The sequence below is a fragment of the Halobacterium wangiae genome (assembly GCF_021249345.1).
Lineage (GTDB): Archaea > Halobacteriota > Halobacteria > Halobacteriales > Halobacteriaceae > Halobacterium > Halobacterium wangiae.
This window is the reverse complement of record NZ_CP089588.1, coordinates 412,507-431,954: the sequence shown is the minus strand read 5'-3', so window position 1 is coordinate 431,954 and position 19,448 is coordinate 412,507. Positions and strand designations below refer to the sequence as shown.

The following is a 19,448-nucleotide window of genomic DNA, read 5'->3' as shown; positions in this document are numbered from 1 at the left end:
CTCCCTCCGGTCGCTTCGGTGCTTGCGTCGTCCGCCTTCGTCGACCCCGCCGCCCCTTTCAGTCCGCCCGCAGTCGGCTGAGTAATCGGCTACAGAACCTCGGCTGGACAGGTCGTTACGTGTCCCGGAGGTGGTCCGCGACCGTCTCGGCGTCGGCGTCGATGCCGCCGCCCTGTGCGAACGGCGGCCCGCCGCCCCCGCCGCCGCCGAACTCCGCGGTGACGTCCTCGACGACGTCGCCCGCGTCGGTGTCGGCGCCGTCCGCAGCGACGACTACGAACGTACCGCCCTCGCCGCCCGCGACGGCGACGACGTCCGCGGCGTCGCCCGCGGCGTCCTTCGCCGCTTCGCCGACCTCGTTCGCGTCGAACCCGTCGAGGGTGCCGACGCGCCACGTCTCGCCGTCGCGCTCGACGGCGTCGAGGCCGGCGACGCGAGAGCCCAGGACCTCGCGTTTCAGGTCCGAGAGGTCGCTCTCCAGGGACTCCGTCTCGGCGTGGAGCCGTGAGACTGCCTCGTCGAGTTCGTCCTCCGGGACGCCGAGCGTCGTCGCGGCGTCGAGGGTCGCCCGGCGCACGTCGGCCTGGCGTTCGACCGCGGACGGCCCGACGGCGAACTCGACGCGCGTCAACCCCTCGCCGGGGTTCGAGCGCGAGAGCACCGAGACGGGACCGATTTCGCGCGTGTTCTCGACGTGGGTGCCGCCGCAGGCCGCGACGTCCCAGTCCGCGACGGTGACGATCCGGACCGCGTCGGCGTCGTCCATCACGCCCTCCTCGGTCTTCGTGTTGAACGCAACGTCCTCCCGGGAGCGCGCCTCCTCGGCCGGGACCTCTTCCCAGGTCACGTCGTGGGAGTCCCACACCGCGCGGTTCGTCAGCCGTTCGAGGTCCGCGAGCACCGCGTCGTCGATCTCGGTGCTCGTCTCGAAGTCGACGCGCACCTTTTCCGCGGAGATGTCGAAGCCGCCGTAGCCGAGGTCGTCGAGGAGGCGTCGCCCCGCGCCGTACAGCACGTGGCTCGCGGTGTGTGCGCGCCGGCAGTACCGCCGGAACTCTGGGTCGACCTCCGCCTGCACCGCCTCGCCTCCGCCGAACGTCGGTTCCTCGGCGAGTCGGTGGACGACGCCCTCGTCGGTCGACTGGACGTCGACAACCGGGACGCCCCCGAGCGTGCCCCGGTCGGCCGGCTGACCGCCGCCCGCCGGGTAGAAGTAGGTTTCGTCGAGCAGTACGTCGGTGCCCGAGACGTCCGTCACCGTCGCCGCGAAGCTGGTGGTGTACGGCGCCGCGGGCGCGAGCGAGTCCGCCATGACTGAGGCGAGTCGCCCGCGGTAGAAAAACGAACCGGCGTTACTCGTCGCTCAGTTCCACGTCGAGGTACTCCTCGAGGGCGGCGACCACGGAGCCGCCGACGTTCGCCTGGGTCGCGCGGGCCTGCTCGACCGCCAGCAGGTCCGACTCGTCGAGTTCGAGTTCCTCGGCGAGTTCCTCGCGCTGGAGCCCCGCGTCCTGGCGGGCGCGGACCACGCGCTCGCCGTAGTCCGAGACGAGGTACGGGAGCCGGTCGCTCTCGTAGTTCGTGCCGTCCTCCTCCCAGTGCGAGGAGTCCCCGCGCGTGGCGGCGTCGAACTGCTTGGCCGTGTTCCGTGCGGCCCGCTTGTTGCGGTCGACCTCGGAGTCGGTGGTCTCCTCGGCGTCGGGACTCTCGTCGTGGCTCGCGCAGTCCGGGCAGACCGTGAGTTCCGCCCCGGCGACGCTCGCGGTGCGCAGCGAGTCGGAGGCGGACCCGCAGAGTTCGCAGGTCTGCCCGCCGCCGCCGCTACCAGCGCCGCCCGTCGAATACTTCGGCATACGCTCCCGTATAGGAGCGCCACCATTTCAATACCCCGCTTGCGCGTCGGGTGGGTCTAAGTAGGAGGGGTGTGAGCGCTCGTGTATGCCCGCCGACATCGCCGACCGCGTCTACCTCGCCGCGCTCGGCAGCGAGGACCTGGCGGACGCGTTCGGTGACGGGTACGAGACGGCCACCGAACCGCCCGCCGTCTCGGAGTTGTTCCGCTCGCTCGCCGACACGCACGTCTGGGCGACCCGGGAGACGAGCGTGCTCGCCGACCTCGACCGCGGGGACTACGTCCTGTTCCACCGTAACTGGGGCGTCCGCTCCGTCGGTCAGGTGTGGTCGACGACCGCCGACAGCGACGACGTCGCGAGACTGACCGACGTGGCGGAACCGGCCGGCGAGTGGGGCGTCGTCACGCTCACGAACGTCCAGCCGGCACTCGACCACGTCTCGTTGCTCTCGCTGGACGCCGGCGACGCGCTCGGTGACTCGTCGCTGTACCGCTTCGACGACGCGGTCGCCGCGTCGCTCCGGGGCCGGTTCACGACCGCCGCGCGGTTCGTCGAGGAGACGGTGGAGAACCCGCTCGCGTTCGACGTCCCGCCGGGTGGCACCCCGCCGGACCGCCGCCCCGACCCACCGGACGACGACGGGGGAGCGGTGGCGTTCGACGACCGCTCGGTGGACGCGCACCTCGACGCGCTCGACGGCGTCCGGACGCTCGCGTGGCGCGTCCTCGCACTCGGTGCGTTCCTGCTCGCGGCGACGCTCGCCGTCGTCCAGCGCTACCGGCCCGCCGACGGCAACCCGTTCACCCTGACGCCGCCGGTCTCCGCGGGCGTCGCGGCCGTCTGTGTCGGTGCCGCGCTCGCCGCCGGCGTCGTCGTCCACGGCGCGCTCAGCCCCCGTCCGGGCCTCGCGAGGTTCACGCGCGAACACGCGGGGGCGGTCCGTCGGGCGGGCCGGCGCGAGTCCAGCGGCGACGCCACCGTCCGCGTCGCCGACACCGTCGAAGCGTACTGCGGGCACCTCCGCCGGCAGACCCGGCGGCTGGGTCTCGCCGCCGCCGGCGCGACGGTCGCGGTCCTCGTCGGCTGCGTCTACGTCGCGTACGGGCTCGGCGTGCAGGTGTCGCCGGCGGTCGAACCGCTGTCGGTCGCCGCGCTCGCCGGCTTCCCGCTGCTCGTCGTCGCGACGGCGCTGCTGGCTGTCCGGCGTCACGTCCGTCGCCTGGTCCCGGACGTCCCCCCGGTCGGCCGGAGCGGGTCGCTACCGCGGCTCTCACTGGGTGGTCGCGTGGCCGCGGTCCGGCGTCGCGTCTCCTCGTTGGCGGGCCGGTTCCGGTGACGTTCTCCGGCCGAACACGTTAGTCGACTCGGCGGGCGTTCCCAGTCGGCTGGAACGAGAGGGGTTGATTTATCCCGAGCCACCGTAAAGTGACGTAGCGATGAGCCCCAGTGAGGACATGGTGTTCGTCTGTCCCGACTGCGGGGAATCCATGGTGGTGAACCCCGCCATGCGGGACGCGCTCGTCGAGAACGGCTGCGTCGTCTGCGGGTCGCCCGTACCCGAGGACGCGTTCTCGGTCAGCGAAGACGCCGCCCCGGAGTGACGAGCGCCTGCACCCGTCGACGCGGCCGGGGACTCCTCACTGACTCGCGCAGTTCTGTATCTCGCAATCGTCCCCGAGATGAGCAACTATAAAGATTCTCGCCGAGAAGGTGGCGGCGTACCACGATGGCCCTGGAGAAACAGACCGAGATGACTGCGGCGGAGACGGATGCTCTCCTCGGCCGCCACGAGACCGGGGTGCTGTCGCTCGCCCGGGACGACGAGCCGTACTCGATCCCCATCTCCTACGGCTACGACGCCAGCGACCGGACGTTCTACCTCCGCCTCGTCTCCACGCCCGAGAGCGAGAAACGCGCGTTCCTCTCCTCGTCGCCGACGGCCCGCATCGTCGTCCAGGAGTCGGACGACCGTACGTACCGCAGCGCCGTGGCGAAGGGCACGCTCGAGGAGATCTCGACCGACGAGATGACCGTCGAGCACGTCGAGCAGTTCGGCGACGCGAAACGCCCGCTGTTCGAGGTGTGGGGCGAGTCTAAGCGCGACCTCCGCATCCAGCTCTACCAGCTCGACGCGGACAGCGTCAGCGGCCGGCACATCGAACTGGAGCCCGACGCCTGAGCGCCCCCGCGGTCTAGTTCTCCCCGCCTCCGCTCAATCCGCAGAGTCAAGTGGCGAGCGAGCGAACCGCCCGAAGAATGCCCGCCGGGATCCGCGTCACCGTCGAGTTCCCCGCGCCGCCGGTCTGTCCCATCGCCGACCTGTCGGCGCGCGCGGACACCGTCGTCAGCGACGTCTCGACGAGCGTCGCGTCCGGCGAGGGCAGCGTCACGGAGTTCCTCGTTGACGCCGGGGCGGTCCCCGAGGACTACGACGGCGACCTCGTGTTCACGTACGCCGACCGCCACCTCTACCGCGTCCGCCACGACGACGCCGACTGCCCGTGTGCGTGTCTCGGCGAGTTCGACACGCCCGTCGACCGCTACTTCGCCCAGAGCGGGACGTTGCGGCTGGTGTTCCACGCTCGCGAGTTCGAGGAGCTCCAGGTTATCGTCGGCGAACTCCGGGAGCGGTTCCCGGAGGTCGACATCCAGCGCCTCGTCCGTGCGCCGACGGAGGGCGCCTCCCGCGACACCGTCTTCGTCGACCGCTCGAAGCTCACCGAGCGCCAGCTCGAGGTGCTCCAGACCGCCCACGAGATGGGGTACTTCGAGCGCCCGCGGGGTGCCAACGCCAGCGAAGTCGCCGACGCACTCGACATCACGCCCTCGACGTTCACCGAACACCTCCTCGCCGCCCAGCGCAAGCTCCTCGGGGACGTCCTCGAGGACGGGTCCTGACGCCGTCTCGGCAGCGCCCGCCCCACCCCTACTTAAACCCACCCCGATACCGTGGTCCTACACTCCTCCCCCGGGCGTCCCTCCCCAGTAGTATGAGCCAGTCTCAGTTCGCCGTCCCAGCCCACCGTCGCACGAACCCTGGAGAACCCACGGAACTCACCGACGAGGACGCCGTTCAGGCCGTCCTCGCGGCGCTCGACGACCCCGACTGCCGCGCGATCCTCGAGGCGGCCAGCGACGAGTCGCTCACCGCCGCCGAGATCGGGGAGGCCTGCGACCTCCCGTCCTCGACCGCCTACCGCAAGATCGACGTGCTGGACGAGGCCGGCCTGCTCGACGAGGAACTGCGCATCCGCCGCTCGGGCAAACACGTCAGCGAGTACACCTGCGGTGTCGAGGACGTCAGCGTCTCCTTCGACGGGGACGGCGTCCAGCTCAGCGTCACCCACTGCGAACGCGAGAACGACGCGGGCCTCTCGGCCGCCTTCGCCGACTGATTCTCCGGAGACTGGTCCCCACACGCCGACCGACGAGCCGGTTGCTCGGCAGTCGCGCAGTCGGCGGACGGCAGTCGAGTCGTCCACGGACGGCAGCACCGCTGTGGGAGTTGAGTACCGCAGGATTGTGCGTGGGTGATGTCCCTTGCGAGGGAGATCACCGTGCATCGCGGTTGGCCGCGGCGGCGTCGCCGCCGCGGGTTTCGGTGGGCTTCGCCCACCATAGCGATGCGTGGGACCGGATTTGAACCGGTGAACCTCTACAGGACAGCGCCCTCAACGCTGCGCCTTTGACCTAGCTCGGCTACCCACGCTCGCTGGTGCGTTTCCGCACTACTCGGTACCCACCGCCCGATTAAAACCCCTACGATTCTGGCGTCCCACGTGGGTGCGGGACACGGAAACCATATCGGGGTCGCCTTCGAACTGTCGACGATGACTGACGGATTCGCCCGGCGGCACGTTCGCTCCCTGACGGCAGTGCTCTCGCTGGTCTCCATCGCGCTCGTCGTCGCCGCCGTCAGAGGGGCCGTCCCGGCGACGGTGCTCCCGGGGGCGCCGGCCTGGTTCGTCGACGCGATTCCGACGCTGAACGCCGCCATCAGCGCCGTCGCCATCGGCACCATCCTCGTCGGGTGGCGGGCGATTCGCCGCGGCGAGGTCGACAGGCACCGCGCGGCGATGGTCACGACCACGGTGCTGTTCGCCGCCTTCCTCGCGCTCTACCTCTACCGCCTCGTCGTCCACGGCACCACCGAGTTCCCCGGCGGCGGCACCGTCTACACGTTCGTCTACCTCCCGGTGCTCGTCGTCCACATGGGGCTGGCGATGGTCGCCATCCCGCTGGTCTACTACGCGCTGTTGCTCGCGACTACCCGCCGGGTCCGGGAGATATACGACACCAACCACGCGACGGTCGGCCGGGTGGCCGCGTCGCTGTGGCTCGTGTCGTTCGCGCTCGGCATCGTCGTCTACCTCATGCTGTACGTGCTGTTCTGACGGTTACTCTGCCCACTCCGGCGCCTCGACGGCCGTTCCGTTCCTCCACGTCACCTCCACCCTTCGCCCGGTCCGCGGGTCGCCCGTGTCGGAGTCCCGGGTCAGCGACAGCGACAGCACGCGCCCGCTCTCGGTCACCGTCAATCGGGCGGAGAAGACCGACGGAGTGTCGGTTCCCTCACCCCCGAACGACTGGTCGTTCGCGACGAGCGTCGTCACCGCCCGCCCGTCGTCACGCCGCTCGACGCCAGCCACGCTGAAGTTCCCGGCCGTCAGCGCCCGCAGGAGCAGGCGCTCACGGGCCGCGTGGCGATCGCGTAGCTCCGCCAGCCGGTCACGCCTCTCGCGCTCGACGGACGCGTTCCCGTCGGCGACGACCCGGTGCAGGACGGTCGTGTCGTTCGCGTACGTCTCGACGCGCTCGCGGGTCACGGTGTCGTCCCCGGACACCCGTACGCGCTCGGACGATCGGTAGAGTGGGCCGCCGTTCGGAGCCACGCAAGCCGTACCGGACAGCTCTGCTGTCCGCGTCTCGTCGTCCAGCGGCACGGGGACGGTCGCGGTGCTGTTCACGACAGCGCCGTGCTCGCGGACGGAAGCGACGTGCGCGTCGACGAGCGCTCGCGGGTCGCCGAGGTCGTCCCCGGTGACGCCCGGCGGACGCGCGGGTGTCTCGGTCGTTTGGGTGGCGCCTGGGCCGGAGAGCGGCCCCGAGACACACCCCGCGAGCACTGTCAGGGCGACGACTGCGACGACTGCGACCGCGTGGAGGGCAGGACGCATAGCTCCGCGTTCACCGCCGCGCGACAAAAACCTCGTGTGGTGGGGCGTCTCAGTCGTCGGCTGGCACGTCGACCTCGGGGCGCTTCGCGTCCCGGTCAGAGGCCTCACCCTCGACGTCGAAGGGGTACTCGCCGGTCACGCAGCCAGTACAGAGGTCGGCCTCACTTTTCCCGATGGCCGACGTGACCGAGTCGAGCGGGAGGTACGAGAGGCTGTCAGCGCCGATGACGTCGGCGATCTCCTCGGTGGTCTTGTCCGCGGCGATGAGTTCGTCGCGGGTCGCCATGTCGATGCCCATGTAGCAGGGCGCGTTGATGGGTGGCGCGCCGATGCGGACGTGGACCTCGCTGGCGCCGGCCTCCCGGACGAGGTCGACGAGTTGTCCGCTGGTCGTCCCGCGGACGATGGAGTCGTCGATGATGGTGACCGCGCGGTCCTCGACGGTCGACTTGATCGGGTTGAGTTTCAGGCGGACCGCGCGCTCGCGGGCCTCCTGGGTGGGCATGATGAACGTCCGCCCGACGTACCGGTTCTTCATCAGGCCCTCCGCGAACTCGATGTCCGACCCGTCGTCCTGGGCCTCTTCGGCGTACCCGGAGGCGAACGCGCGCCCGGAGTCCGGGACCGGCATCACGACGTCGCTCTCGACGCCGGCCTCCCGCCAGAGCTCTCTGCCGAGTTCGCGGCGCACCTCGTAGACGAGTTCCTCGTCGATGACGGAGTCGGGGCGCGCGAAGTAGACGTACTCGAAGAAGCAGTGGGCGCTGTTCGGTTCCTCGACGAGCTGGTAGGAGTCGAAGCCGGTGCCTTCCTCGTGGAGGACGACCAGTTCGCCGGGCTTCACGTCGCGGACGAGTTCGCCGCCGACCGTGTCGATGGCGGCGGACTCGCTGGCGAGGATGTAGCCGTCGTCGAGTTCGCCGAGCACGAGCGGTCGGTTCCCCAGGGGGTCGCGGACGCCGAGCACCGTGTCGTCGTGCATGATGGTCAGCGAGTACGACCCGTGGATGCGGTTCATCGTGGTCTGGACCGCGCGCACGAGGTCGGAGTCGAGGAGGTTGCGCGCAAGGTCGTGCGCGATGACCTCGGTGTCGCCGTCGCTGGTGAACGCGTGGCCGCTGGCCGCGAGGTCCGCGCGGATCTCGTCGGCGTTCACGAGGTTGCCGTTGTGGCTGAGGCCGAGCGCCCCACCCTTGAACGACACCGAGAACGGCTGTGCACAGGACTTGTCGACGCTCCCGGCGGTCGGGTACCGGACGTGACCGATGCCCGCGCTCCCGTGGAGCGAGTCCACGTCGTCCTCGTCGAAGGCGTCGCCGACGAGTCCCATGCCGACGTGCTGGTGTTGCTGGAAGCCGTCGTGGGTGACGATCCCCGCGGACTCCTGGCCGCGGTGCTGGAGGGCGTACAGCGCGTAGTACGTGGGGAGGGCGGCCGCCCGGTCCGACAGCGACACGCCGACGACGCCGCACTTCTCGGTCGGGTGGTCGAACTCGGGGCCGTCCTCGTGCCCGCGTGACATAGCTCCCTCTACCGCGCGCCACCCGGTAAACCTTCCGCAACCGTGTCGACCTCGCTGGTTCCACGGCGCGTTCTGTTCACGTTCGTGCACAAAATCGGCCAGCTACGGTCGCGGCGCCGTGGCTACGGAGTGTGAGAACCGCGGAGAGAACGTTCGTTCAGTTGTCGCCGTTCTTGCTCTGCCACTCGTAGCCACGGCGCTTCGCGGAGTTGCCGAAGCCACAGGACGAGCAGACCTTCTTCTTCGTGTGGTAGGACTTCTCGCCGCAGCGGCGGCACTTCGTGTGCGTCGTGACGTTCTTCTTCCCCTGGCTCGGGGTTCCGGCTCCCGTCATGGTTTGATGGTGACGACGTTGTCGCCACGGATAATGATTGTGTCTTCGCCCTCCAGCACGATGTTCATGTGCTGGTCGTACCCCGTCAGCACACCCGTGAACTCCTCCCCGTCCTTGAGGTGGACCGTCACGGACTCCTCGAGGGATTCCTCCAGCACGTCGAGTGGTCGGCCGCTCATACTCCTAGCGCGTCGGGTCGCGTGTATAAGCGTACCGGACCGTCATCAGAGGTCGACGGCGAACGACCCGCGTGCGGCCTCGCGCTCCGCGAACGCCGCCAGCAGTTCGGCCGCACCCTCCATGTCGTCGGTGTCGACGACCTCCGCGGGCGTGTGCATGTAGCGGTTCGGGATGCCCAGCGTGAGCGTCGGGATGCCGCCGCGGGCCGTGAAGAACGCGTCCGCGTCCGTCCCCGTCCTGATGCCGTCGGTCTCCACCTGCACGTCTATCTCGGCCGTCTCCCCGGCGTCCAGTACGGCGCGAACGACGTTCGGGTGGTTCGACGCCCCACGACTCACGGTCGGCCCCTCGCCGAGTTCGACCTCGCTCGCGCGGTCCGCGGGGTAGGTCGGGTTGTCGGCGGCGTGGGTCACGTCGACGGCGACGAAGACGTCCGGTTCGAGGTCGAAGGCGACCATCTGGGCGCCCTTCGTCCCGAGTTCCTCCTGGACCGTACTGACCGCGTGGACCGTGCAGTCGACGTCCCGCTCGGCGGCCCGCCGGAGGCTCTCCGCTGCGACCCACGACCCCGCGCGGTTGTCGAGTGCGCGCCCCGCGAGTCGGCTGCCGGCGAGTTCGTGGACGCCCGCCGCCGCCGTCGCCGGGTCGCCGACCGACACCAGTTCGCAGGCGTGGTCGCCGTCCTCGGCGCCGATGTCGACGTGCTGTTCGGTGACGTCGGCGGCCTCGTCGTCGCCGCCGAACCCACGCAGGTGGACGGCGGTCTGGCCGATGACGCCGTTCACCACGCCGTCCCCGGTGTGGACCTCGATCTGGGTGCCCTCGCTGACCGTGCCGTCGACGCCCCCGATGGGTTCGACCCGGAGGAAGCCGTCGTCGGCGATGCTCGCCACGATGAAGCCGACCTCGTCGGCGTGGCCGGCGAAGGCGAACTCGGTGGCGTCGGCGTCGTCGCTGCCCTCGTACGTCGCGACCGCGTTGCCGTAGGCGTCCGTCTGCACGTCGTCGGCGAACTCGCCGACGTACTCCACCCAGACGCGCTGGGCCGCCGTCTCGAAGCCGGCGGGGCTCTGGGCGTCGAGGAGCCGATCCAGGAACTCGCGTCGTTGCTCGTCCATGTGGGCTCTCCCCCCGCCGACGACATGAACCCCCGGGAGTCGGAAACGCGCGCGTGGAGCCCTTGGGTCGACGCGGGACCGCCCCAACGGCTAAATATCGTCTCGACGAATACACGAACATGGGAATCATCGAGTTTCACCTGCACGACCCGGACTTCGACTTCTCGCCGTCGATGAGCCGGGGCGGTAGCGAGGACGAGTCGGCCGATGTGGACGAGGAATCCGAGGGCGGCGGTGGACTCGGGATGGGTGGGATGCTCGCGCTCGTCGTCTTCGTCGGTCTCGCCGCGCTGGTCGGCATGCGGCGTCGGCGGAGCAGCGCAGAGGGTGGCGAGGGCGAGAAGGCGATCCAGATCCGGAAGTAACCCCCCGGAAGGAATTTGCCCGTCCAGGGCGGAGTTTGAGTATGAATATTCTCGAGAGCGTCCGCGCCGTCGCAGACGCCAGTGGCGACGGCGCCATCGACTGGGACGCGGTCGCGGACGCCGCGAAAGCCAGCACGGACCCCGGTTTCCTGCCCCAGACCGACGCCGAACCGCAGGCGTACGCCGCCGACGTCCGCGACGCCCGCAGTCGCATCCGCGAGGTGTCCGGCGTCGACTTCGACGTCCCGGAGACGCTCGAACTCCAGAACCGCCACCACTGGATCGACGCGAACGTCGCGACGTTCCGGCGGGCGTTCGAACCGTTGAACGAGCGTGCGGCGTTCCTCCCCGGCGTCTCGCGGGCGATCAACACCGCGACGACGGCGGGCGCGCTCGCGTTCATCTCCCGGAACGTCCTCGGCCAGTACGACCCGCTCCTGCTCGCCGACGGGGACCACGGCCTCTACTTCGTCCACCCGAACATCGTCCGCGTCGCTGACCAGCTGGACGTCGCGCTCCCGCGATTTCGCCGCTGGATCGCGTTCCACGAGGTCACGCACGCCGCCGAGTTCGGCGCCGCGCCGTGGCTCCCGGACTACCTCGAGGCGCGCCTCGAGGACGGCGTGGCCGCGCTCGCCGACGGCGACCTGAACCGCGAGGCGTTCCGCGAACTGAACGTCGCGATGACCGCCGTCGAGGGGTACGCCGAACTGCTGATGGACGAGGCCTTCGACGACGAGTACGACGACCTGCGGCGGAAGATAGACGCCCGTCGGAAGGGCGGCGGCCCGCTGGTCCGCCTCCTGAAGCGCGTGCTCGGGTTCAGACTGAAACGCGAGCAGTACGAGCGCGGCCGGGCGTTCTTCCAGGCCGTCGCCGCCGACCGCGGCCTTGAGGGCGCGTCGGTCGTCTGGGAGGGCCCGGAGTACCTCCCGACCGACGACGAACTCGAGGAGCCGGGTCGCTGGCTGGCGCGCGTCCCGGCGTAACCGACCCGCGGGAGTTTTCCCCGGCCCGTCCCAATCTGATCGCATGGACGTACGCGGCGAGCGCGAGTGCAAGGCGTGTGGGACGCGCTGGTCGTACTTCGAGACGGGCAGCGTCGAGTGCCCCGAGTGTGGCAGTGTGCGCAGCGTCGGCCGCGGCGAGCGCGCCAAACAGACCGACGGCAGGGAGGAACTCGACCTCTCGGCGGCCAGGAACGCGGCGGTCGACGACCTCCGGGGCGCGCTCGAACCCGCGGTCGAGGCCTGCCGGGAGTACGTCCGCTCCCGCGGCTTCGTCGCGGGCGGGGAACTCCTCGACCTGGACGACACCTACCTCGCCGCGCAGGAACTCCGTCGCGCGGCGGCCACCTTCGGGAACGCGATGCGGGTCGGGGAGGAGGAGACGCGCTACCTGCTCGCGCTGCTCAACGGCGCAGACCGGGGGGAACGCCCCGACCCCGCGGACGTGCCGGCGTCGATGCAGTGGGTGCGCGGTCTCGCCTACGCGGCGGCGGTGAGCGCATACCGGGCGGACGTCCGGGCGTACTTCGACGACGAGGTGCCCGAACCCGAGCGCCGCCTGCTCGAGCGACTCCGCGACCACGTCAAACGGGTGAAGGCGCTGGACGGCGACGTCGACCCGGAGGACAGCGAGCGCCTCGTGCTCGCGGCGCGCGCCATCGGGGACTCGGTCCGTGGTGACGACGGCGGCGTCGAGCGGGCGCGCACGTACCTCGACCGACTCGGGTAGGCCGCCAGACTCGGGTAGGCCGCCGGGTCAGTGGAGCGCGTCGCCCAGGTCGTCGGCGAACGCCGCCAGCACCTCGTGACCGCTCGGGACGTCGACGGGGTCGGCGACCATGCTCACGATGCCGTGGATCAACCCCGGGTAGTGGCGGTGCTGGACGGGCGTCTCGGCGTCCTCCAGGGCATCGACGTACGCCACGCCCTCGTCGCGGAGCGGGTCGAACCCGCAGGTGACGACCGTCGCGGCCGGCAGGTCCGCGTGGCTCGCCGCCGCGACCGGACTCAGGTACGGGTTCTCGCGGTGGACCCACGAGTTGACGTAGTGGCGGTCGAAGTAGTCGATGCCCTCGCTGGTGAGGAAGTAGCCCTCCGCGTTCTCCTCGCGAGAGGGGTACTCGCGGTCCCGGTAGTCCAGCACGGGGTAGGCGAGCGCCTGGTGGGCGAGGTCCGGGCCGTCGCGGTCTCTGGCGGCCAGCGAGACGGCGGCCGCGAGGTTGCCACCCGCGGAGTCCCCGACGACCGCCACGCGCTCGGGGTCGCCGCCGACGGCCGCGGCGTGCTCGGCGACCCACTCGGTCGCGGCGTAGGCGTCCTCGACGGCCGCCGGGAACGGGTGTTCGGGTGCGAGGCGGTACGCGACGCTCACGACGACGCAGTCCGCGCGGTCGGCGATGGTCCGACAGATGGGGTCCCGGCTGTCCAGTGTCCCCAGCACGAACCCGCCGCCGTGGAAGTAGACGGCGACGGGGTGTGGGCCGTCGCCGGTGGGCGTGTAGACGCGCATCGGAATCTCGAAGCCGGGGCCGGGAACCGTGCGGTCCTCGACGCTCGCGACGTCCCCGTGCGCCTCGTCGGCGTCGAAGAACCCCCGTCGCATCTCGCGGGCGTCCCCGGGAGCCAGTTCGTGGGCCGCCGGCGCGTCGAGGTCCGCCATCGCGGCGAGCACTGTCTGCACGTCCTCGCCCGGTTCGTCGGCGGCGCCGAACCCGGCGTCTGCGCTGTCGTCGTTCATACAGGACGAGGCACGGGAGACGGCAAGAATCTGGGGGTAGAACGGTCGCGGCCGGCCAGAGTCAGGGGAGGGGGACGTCCACGTCGTGTTGCTCGCCGGCGGCCTTCACGGTGTTGTAGAGGAGCATCGCGCGGGTCATCGGGCCGACGCCGCCGGGGACGGGCGTGATCGCGCTGGCCGTCTCCTTCGCGCTCTCGAAGTCGACGTCGCCGGTGAGCCGGTACCCCTTCTCGTTGTCCGCGTCGACGCGGTTGATGCCGACGTCGATCACCACGCAGCCCTCCGAGAGCATCGAGGCGTCGATGAGGTCCTCGATGCCGACCGCAGAGACGACGATGTCGGCGCGGCGCGTGTGGGCGGCGAGGTCCCGGGTCCTGCTGTGGCACAGCGTCACGGTGGCGTTGGCGCCCGGCGCCTTCTGGAAGAGGAGGTTCGCGAGGGGCTTGCCGACGATCTTCGAGCGCCCCACGATCACGACGTCCTTCCCCTCGGGGTCGATGCCCTCGTGCTCCAGGAGCTTCTGGATGCCGTGGGGCGTACAGGGCTTGAACCGGGGGTTGCCGCCGACGAGTTTGCCGACGTTCTCGGGGTGGAAGGCGTCGACGTCCTTCCGGGGTGCGACGGCTGCGGTCACGCGCTCGTCGTCGACGTGGTCTGGCGTCGGGTCCTGCACGAGGATGCCGTGGACGTCCTCGCGCTCGTTGAGGTCGGCGACGGTGTCGAACAGCTCCTCGGCCGGGGCGTCCGGGTCGATGCGGACGTCCTCGGCGCCCATTCCGAGTTCCTCGCAGTCCCGCTGTTTCATCGAGACGTACGTCGCGCTGGCCTGCTTGTCGTTCATCAGCACCGTGGCGAGACGCGGCGTGACGCCGGCGTCTTTCAGCGCCGCCACGCCGTCCTCGAGGCCCGCGCGGACGTCGGCGGCCACAGCGTTCCCGTCGATGACGTTCGTCATTGGGAGACAGTGGGCGGCGCGCACCCTTCAACATTCGGGTTCGTGCTCAAATTCGCGCCGATTAGGGAAGATATAACCACGTTCGTGCGGGTCGGCGGCGGGTTGATGCACGTCGCGTGCCAACTGTCACCGGAATGCGTCTCGAACCGCCCGCGTCGCTCGTGGACTGGGGCGTCCTCGTCGCCGTCGCCGTCCTGCTCGCCACCGGCGTCGCCAGCCTGTTCGCCGCCACGCCGCGGCTGGCGTGGATCTACGGCGTGCACGCCGTGGCGGGAATCGGGCTCCCGGTCCTGCTGTTCTGGAAGCTCCGCCGCGTCCGGGGCCGACTCCGACGGGGGAACTGGAGCGCCGGGACCGTCGCGAGCGTCTCCGCGCTCGTCCTCACGCTCGCCGCGCTCGCCACGGGGCTCTACTGGGCGCTCGGCAGCGGCTTCTCCGTCGGCCCGACGACCGGACTCACGGTCCACGCCGTGCTCGGCCTGCTCGTCGTCGTGCCACTGCTCGTCCACCTCGCCGTCCGCTTCCGGACGCCCCGGACGGACGTCGACGCGGCCCGCCGCGCGGCCGTCGGCTACTCCGTCGTCGCGGCCGTCGGACTCGCCGGGTTCGACGCCCGGAAACGGCTCTCTGCGGCGTTCGGCACACTCGGCCGGTTCACGGGGAGCAAGCACGTCGGGGGCGAGGGCAACGAGTTCCCCGAGACGTCGTGGGTCGCCGACGACCCCGACCCCATCGACGAGTCCGCGTGGACGCTCACTGTCGAGGGCGCCGTAGAGCGCCACCTCACCTACGGCTACGGCGACGTCGCGCCCGACGACACGGACGAGGCACTGCTGGACTGCACGAGCGGCTGGTACGCGACGAGGGAGTGGCGGGGCGTCCGCACGGGCCGTCTGCTCGACGACGCGGGCGTCGCCGACGACGCCGGCTGGGTGACCTACGAGTCCGTGACGGGGTACCGGTGGACGCTCCCGCTCGCGGAGGCCCGAGGGGCGCTGCTCGCCACGCACGTCGGCGGCGAACGACTCACGCACGGCCACGGCTTCCCGCTGCGACTCGTCGCGCCCGGGCGCCGGGGCTTCCAGTGGGTGAAGTGGGTCCGGCGGATCGAGGTGCGGACGACCCCTGACTACGGTCAGTGGGTCGCTATCTTCACGAGCGGGTTCGACTAGGGGTCGGTGGTGGCCACTCGCGGCTGTTCGCGAGTAGAAGACACTTACGAGGGTGACGTGAAGTCGTCGACGTGCAACGTGGTCGCTCGCGACGGTCGTTCCTCACTGCGTTGGTGCTCGGCCTGGTCGGACTCGCCGGCTGTACCCAGTCCCGCGACGATTCCGACAGCGAGGCGGCCCCGCTGGCCTCGGCGTACGTGTCGAACGAGTACCCCGAGGAACGCACGCTGTCGGTGTCCCTCGAACGTGACGGGGAACTCGTCTACTGGGAGAACGTGACCGCGGACGCGTACGACGCTGAGGGGGACGGCCTCGGTAGCTACCAGATCCCCGTCGACGAGTTCGACACCTCTCCGGCCGTGTGGACTCTCGAAGTCCTGCACACGCACACGGGCGAGTTCTGGGTAGTCGAACTCGGCGCCGACGAGTTGACCGAACTCGGACTCAGAATCAACATCGCCAGGGACGACGACCTCGAGATCATGACGCCGGTGTAGGCGGGCCGACCGCTCGCGTAAGTGGTCTACAGGGCGACGCACCCGTCCCTGCTCCAGTGGTGGGCGCTCGAAGCAGCCGAGAAACGGTAGCGACGGTTAGTCGTACAGCGGGTACTCGCGGGTGAGGTCCTCGACGGTCGCCGCGACCTCCGCGTACACCTCGCCGTCGCCGACGTTGTCGATAACCTTCGCGATGCAGTCGCCGACCGTCTCCATCGCCTCTTCGTCGAAGCCGCGGGTCGTCAGCGCGGGCGTGCCGGCGCGGATGCCCGAGGGGTCGAACGCCGACCGGGACTCGTTCGGGACGGTGTTCGCGTTCAGCACGATACCGACCTCCTCGAGTTCGTCCTCGGCGTCGCCGCCCGAGATGTCCGGGTGGGACTCCCGGAGGTCGACGAGCACGAGGTGGGTGTCGGTGCCGCCAGAGACCAGCGAGAAGCCGTGGTCCTGGAGCGTCTCCCCGAGCACCCTGGCATTCTCGACGACCTGCTCGGCGTACTCCTCGAACTCCGGCTGGAGGGCTTCCTTGAAGCCGACGGCCTTCCCCGCGATGTTGTGCATGAGGGGGCCGCCCTGTGCGCCCGGGAAGATCGCCGAGTCGACGTCGTCGGCGTACTCCTCGTCGCACATGATGATGCCGCCGCGGCCCGCGCGGATGGTCTTGTGCGTCGACCCGGTGACGAAGTCCGCGACGCCGACCGGGGAGGCGTGCTCGCCCGTCGCGACGAGCCCGGTGATGTGCGCGATGTCTGCGGTGTGGAGTGCGCCCACGGCGTCGGCCGCCTCCTGGATGCGCTCCCAGTCGACCTCCCGGGGGTACGCCGAGAACCCGGAGACGATCATGTCCGGTTCGAACTCCTTGGCGATCTCGTGGAGGGAGTCGTAGTCGAGGCGGCCCGTCTCGGGGTCGACCTCGTACTGTTCGACCTCGTACAGCTGGCCCGCGAAGTTCGCCGGGTGGCCGTGACTCAGGTGGCCGCCGTGCGTGAGGTCCAGCGAGAGGATCTTGTCGCCGGGGTCGAGCGTCGCGAAGTAGACGCCCATGTTCGCCGACGACCCGCTGTGGGGCTGGACGTTGACGTGGTCGGCGCCGAACAGTTCCTTCGCGCGGTCGATGGCGAGGGTCTCGACGTCGTCGGCGAACTCGCAGCCGCCGTAGTAGCGCTTGCCGGGGTAGCCCTCGGCGTACTTGTTCGTGAGTTCGCTGCCCTGGGCCTCCAGGACGGCCTCGCTGACGTGGTTCTCGCTGGCGATCATCGCGAGCGTGCCGTTCTGGCGCTCCCGTTCGCCCACGAGCGCGTCCGCGACGGCCGGGTCTACCTCCCGGACATCCTCGTAGCTCATGTCTCAATTGGCCTTCGCGCGAGGCATAAGTCTACCGAGCGCCCACCGCCGCGCACTAATTTAACGAACATCCCTCGACAGAAATATATGCCCCGTCGGAGAACCTGTTGGGTGAGTGAACGGGTGGACGCGAACGGGCACAGGGCTGCGTATCGGCGACAGCGACAGCGACGTCGAAGTCCGGGCGCCCGACTGGCAGCCGACAGACGAAAACTGGCCGGGCCAGGAGCCAGTCGACGGCCACGCCGTCGGCCGCACGACGGGGCTGTCGCTCCCGGCGAGCGTCGCGACGGTTCTCGACGCCAGGACTGGCGAGACGACCCGGCTCGACGGCGCCGGACGGGTGCGACTCGACGCCGGCGAGTACGTCTTCGGCGCGTCGGCCGTCGAGCTGGTCGTGGGCTTCGAGCGTCCGGCAGTGCTCGAACGCGGCGACTCCCTGCACGTCGACTTCGAGGACCGGACGCGCGTCGCCGTGGGCTTCCGGGACGGCCCGCGTGCACCCACCGACACCGTCACCATCCCGAAGACGCTGGAGGGCGTCGCCACGGCCATCACGTACGCAGCGTCGGCCCACCGCGTCACGACGCCCGACCGGACGGCCCGGTCGATGCGGCGCCACCCGCCGGAGTTCGAGTTCGGTGACGCCGTCGACGTTCCCGAGCGCGTCGCTGCCGGGACCCCCGAGACGGGCATCGAGTTCGTCGTCCCGCGGTCGCTGCGCTCGCTGTTCGTGGCGGCGCCCCTGGCCTACTACCTCGGCGCCGAGGTGAGCGTCGAGTCGGGTGCGACGCCGCGACTGCGCGCCCCGGCGGCGGGCGTCAACCACCCCTTCGAGTCGCTCGAGACGGACGTTCCGGAGACGCTGGCACGCGTCTTCTGGCTGGACTGTCTCGCGCGGACCGCGGGGCCGCGAGGGGAGCGAGCGCTAGCCGAACGGTCCGTCCTCGAGGACCTGGAGTTCGACGCGGCGACAGCCTACGCGGCGTCGCCGGCCGAGCGTCTGCGGACGTACCTCGACCTCCCGTTCGACCGCGTGGCCGACCGGTTCCCCGAGTGGCACCTCTCCATGCACGTCGCGCCGAACCTCGACCACGTCCGGGCGCTCCCGTTCCTGCTCGACCGCCTCGCCGTTGTCTACCCGCCGGAGACCGCGGAACTGGAGAAACGGGAGCTGATGGAGCGGTCGCTGGACGACTTCTACCGGGGCGCCCCCGGTCCCGTCGCGACCGTCGAGATGTTGAAACCGAAGGACCGGCCCGGACGCGCGCAGGGGTGGCTCGCCGACGGCACGCCCATCGACGTGTTCAAGACGCTCCCAGAGGCGTACCGGAACCACCTCCGGTACCTCGGCCGGCCGGACGAGGAGATGTCGGTCGCGGTCGTGTTGAACGACCGGAGCATGGCGGGCGAACACGACGCGGTCGCGGATATCTACCGCGACCGTGCGGAGTCGCTGCCGATGGACGTGACGCTGTACGACGGGCTGACACGGTCGGAGCTCGCCGACGTCTTCGTCGACCACCACGAGTTCGTCCACTACGTCGGCCACTGCGAGGTGAGCGGCCTGCGCTGTGCGGACGGCACGCTGTCTATCTCCGAGCTCCCGGAGACGAACGTCGAGACGTTCTTCCTGAACGCGTGTGGCTCCTACTATGAGGGCCTGGAGCTCGTCGAGAAGGGGAGCGTCGCGGGCGCGGTGACGTTCCGGAAGGTCCTCGACGAGCAGGCTGCGAAGGTGGGCACGGCGTTCGCCCGCCTGCTCGTCCACGGCTTCCCCATCGAGACGGCGCTCCGCCTGGCCCGCCGTCGCATCCGCATGGGCAAGGACTACGCGGTCGTCGGCGACGGGATGCAGACGCTCTCCCGGACGGACGCCGAGAACGCCCTCGTCGCCCACGTCACCAGTCGACCCGAGGACTACCACGTCTCCTGGGAACAGCTCTCGGGAGACGGCCACGGCGGAAGTTACGACGTCGCCGCCGACGGGGTCGATTCACCGAGACTCTGTGGCAATCGCACGGAGTTCGCCGGGTCCGCGGCCGACCTCGCGGCGTGCTTCGACGGCGCCGACCACCCGGTCATCGTCGACGGGACGTTCTATTGGGCCGACGAGGCGGCCGCCCTCCTCGGAGATAAAAACCGCACCGGTGAAAGCCGATAGTTCGGGGAGTAAGGCGCCCCTA

General features: G+C 70.3%; 22 protein-coding genes and 1 tRNA gene. 12 read left to right on the top strand and 11 right to left on the bottom strand.

Annotated features, from left to right (window positions below; genetic code table 11):
• Nucleotides 1-115: 115 nt before the first annotated feature.
• Complete coding sequence (locus LT965_RS02315) at nt 116-1,312, bottom strand: alanyl-tRNA editing protein (protein WP_232702401.1); 1,197 nt, start codon at nt 1,310-1,312, stop codon at nt 116-118.
• Nucleotides 1,313-1,352: 40 nt separating this feature from the next.
• On the bottom strand, nt 1,353-1,853 hold the full coding sequence (locus LT965_RS02310) for a helix-turn-helix domain-containing protein (protein ID WP_232702400.1): 501 nt from the start codon (nt 1,851-1,853) through the stop codon (nt 1,353-1,355).
• 85 nt (nt 1,854-1,938) lie between these two features.
• On the opposite strand from LT965_RS02310, the gene LT965_RS02305 reads away from it, so the two are divergent.
• The 5 genes from LT965_RS02305 (at nt 1,939) to LT965_RS02285 (ending at nt 5,248) form a co-directional block, all read left to right on the top strand.
• Nucleotides 1,939-3,189, top strand: coding sequence for a hypothetical protein (locus LT965_RS02305; RefSeq protein WP_232702399.1), 1,251 nt, complete (start codon nt 1,939-1,941; stop codon nt 3,187-3,189).
• Between the two features lie 100 nt (nt 3,190-3,289).
• Nucleotides 3,290-3,454 (top strand): DUF7560 family zinc ribbon protein, encoded by a 165-nt coding sequence (locus tag LT965_RS02300; protein ID WP_232702398.1) that lies wholly within the window; start codon nt 3,290-3,292, stop codon nt 3,452-3,454.
• Between the two features lie 125 nt (nt 3,455-3,579).
• Nucleotides 3,580-4,032, top strand: a complete 453-nt coding sequence (locus tag LT965_RS02295) for a pyridoxamine 5'-phosphate oxidase family protein (protein ID WP_232702397.1) — start codon at nt 3,580-3,582, stop codon at nt 4,030-4,032.
• Nucleotides 4,033-4,109: 77 nt separating this feature from the next.
• Nucleotides 4,110-4,751: a helix-turn-helix domain-containing protein gene (locus LT965_RS02290; protein WP_232702396.1), complete on the top strand. Its 642-nt coding sequence runs from the start codon at nt 4,110-4,112 to the stop codon at nt 4,749-4,751.
• Nucleotides 4,752-4,843: 92 nt separating this feature from the next.
• A complete protein-coding gene (locus tag LT965_RS02285; RefSeq protein ID WP_232702395.1) occupies nt 4,844-5,248 on the top strand; it encodes a winged helix-turn-helix domain-containing protein in 405 nt (134 codons plus the stop codon).
• A gap of 229 nt (nt 5,249-5,477) precedes the next feature.
• Here LT965_RS02285 and LT965_RS02280 read toward each other — a convergent pair.
• Nucleotides 5,478-5,562: transfer RNA gene (locus tag LT965_RS02280), tRNA-Leu, on the bottom strand.
• Nucleotides 5,563-5,683: 121 nt separating this feature from the next.
• Between LT965_RS02280 and LT965_RS02275 the strand changes: the two genes are divergently transcribed.
• The gene (locus LT965_RS02275) at nt 5,684-6,247 is read left to right on the top strand and encodes a DUF420 domain-containing protein (protein ID WP_232702394.1); all 564 of its coding nucleotides are present in this window, start codon (nt 5,684-5,686) and stop codon (nt 6,245-6,247) included.
• A 3-nt stretch (nt 6,248-6,250) separates the two neighbouring features.
• Here LT965_RS02275 and LT965_RS02270 read toward each other — a convergent pair whose 3' ends face one another.
• From LT965_RS02270 to LT965_RS02250, 5 genes are all read right to left on the bottom strand, one after another.
• Nucleotides 6,251-7,030 (bottom strand): DUF7537 family lipoprotein, encoded by a 780-nt coding sequence (locus LT965_RS02270; RefSeq protein WP_232702393.1) that lies wholly within the window; start codon nt 7,028-7,030, stop codon nt 6,251-6,253.
• Nucleotides 7,031-7,079: 49 nt separating this feature from the next.
• The gene (purF, locus tag LT965_RS02265) at nt 7,080-8,552 is read right to left on the bottom strand and encodes an amidophosphoribosyltransferase (RefSeq protein ID WP_232702392.1); all 1,473 of its coding nucleotides are present in this window, start codon (nt 8,550-8,552) and stop codon (nt 7,080-7,082) included.
• Nucleotides 8,553-8,709: 157 nt separating this feature from the next.
• Nucleotides 8,710-8,886, bottom strand: a complete 177-nt coding sequence (locus LT965_RS02260; protein ID WP_232702391.1) for a 50S ribosomal protein L37e — start codon at nt 8,884-8,886, stop codon at nt 8,710-8,712.
• Nucleotides 8,883-9,065 carry an LSM domain-containing protein gene (locus LT965_RS02255; RefSeq protein WP_232702390.1) on the bottom strand — a complete coding sequence of 61 codons (183 nt, stop codon included), beginning with the start codon at nt 9,063-9,065 and terminating at the stop codon, nt 8,883-8,885. Before LT965_RS02255 ends, LT965_RS02260 begins: the two co-directional genes overlap by 4 nt.
• Before the next feature lie 45 nt (nt 9,066-9,110).
• The gene (locus LT965_RS02250) at nt 9,111-10,184 is read right to left on the bottom strand and encodes a M20/M25/M40 family metallo-hydrolase (protein WP_232702389.1); all 1,074 of its coding nucleotides are present in this window, start codon (nt 10,182-10,184) and stop codon (nt 9,111-9,113) included.
• Nucleotides 10,185-10,303: 119 nt separating this feature from the next.
• On the opposite strand from LT965_RS02250, the gene LT965_RS02245 reads away from it, so the two are divergent.
• From LT965_RS02245 to LT965_RS02235, 3 genes are read left to right on the top strand one after another with little or no spacing between them, the layout of a single operon-like run.
• The gene (locus LT965_RS02245) at nt 10,304-10,549 is read left to right on the top strand and encodes a hypothetical protein (RefSeq protein ID WP_232702388.1); all 246 of its coding nucleotides are present in this window, start codon (nt 10,304-10,306) and stop codon (nt 10,547-10,549) included.
• A 41-nt stretch (nt 10,550-10,590) separates the two neighbouring features.
• Complete coding sequence (locus LT965_RS02240) at nt 10,591-11,538, top strand: zinc-dependent metalloprotease (protein ID WP_232702387.1); 948 nt, start codon at nt 10,591-10,593, stop codon at nt 11,536-11,538.
• 43 nt (nt 11,539-11,581) lie between these two features.
• Entirely contained in the window at nt 11,582-12,286 is a 705-nt protein-coding gene (locus LT965_RS02235; RefSeq protein WP_232702386.1) for a DUF7117 family protein, read from the top strand.
• Between the two features lie 27 nt (nt 12,287-12,313).
• Here the strand turns inward: LT965_RS02235 and LT965_RS02230 are convergent, their stop codons facing one another.
• Together LT965_RS02230 and LT965_RS02225 are read right to left on the bottom strand one after the other, a co-directional pair.
• Nucleotides 12,314-13,294 carry an alpha/beta hydrolase gene (locus tag LT965_RS02230; RefSeq protein ID WP_232702385.1) on the bottom strand — a complete coding sequence of 327 codons (981 nt, stop codon included), beginning with the start codon at nt 13,292-13,294 and terminating at the stop codon, nt 12,314-12,316.
• A gap of 61 nt (nt 13,295-13,355) precedes the next feature.
• The gene (locus tag LT965_RS02225; protein ID WP_232702384.1) at nt 13,356-14,249 is read right to left on the bottom strand and encodes a tetrahydrofolate dehydrogenase/cyclohydrolase catalytic domain-containing protein; all 894 of its coding nucleotides are present in this window, start codon (nt 14,247-14,249) and stop codon (nt 13,356-13,358) included.
• Between the two features lie 134 nt (nt 14,250-14,383).
• Between LT965_RS02225 and LT965_RS02220 the strand changes: the two genes are divergently transcribed.
• Nucleotides 14,384-15,421, top strand: coding sequence for a molybdopterin-dependent oxidoreductase (locus tag LT965_RS02220; RefSeq protein ID WP_232702383.1), 1,038 nt, complete (start codon nt 14,384-14,386; stop codon nt 15,419-15,421).
• A gap of 71 nt (nt 15,422-15,492) precedes the next feature.
• On the top strand, nt 15,493-15,918 hold the full coding sequence (locus LT965_RS02215; RefSeq protein WP_232702382.1) for a hypothetical protein: 426 nt from the start codon (nt 15,493-15,495) through the stop codon (nt 15,916-15,918).
• Between the two features lie 96 nt (nt 15,919-16,014).
• On the opposite strand, the gene glyA is transcribed toward LT965_RS02215, so the two are convergent.
• Nucleotides 16,015-17,262, bottom strand: coding sequence for a serine hydroxymethyltransferase (gene glyA / locus LT965_RS02210; RefSeq protein ID WP_232702381.1), 1,248 nt, complete (start codon nt 17,260-17,262; stop codon nt 16,015-16,017).
• A gap of 115 nt (nt 17,263-17,377) precedes the next feature.
• On the opposite strand from glyA, the gene LT965_RS02205 reads away from it, so the two are divergent.
• The gene (locus LT965_RS02205; protein WP_232702380.1) at nt 17,378-19,426 is read left to right on the top strand and encodes a hypothetical protein; all 2,049 of its coding nucleotides are present in this window, start codon (nt 17,378-17,380) and stop codon (nt 19,424-19,426) included.
• The last annotated feature ends 22 nt before the right edge of the window (nt 19,427-19,448 follow it).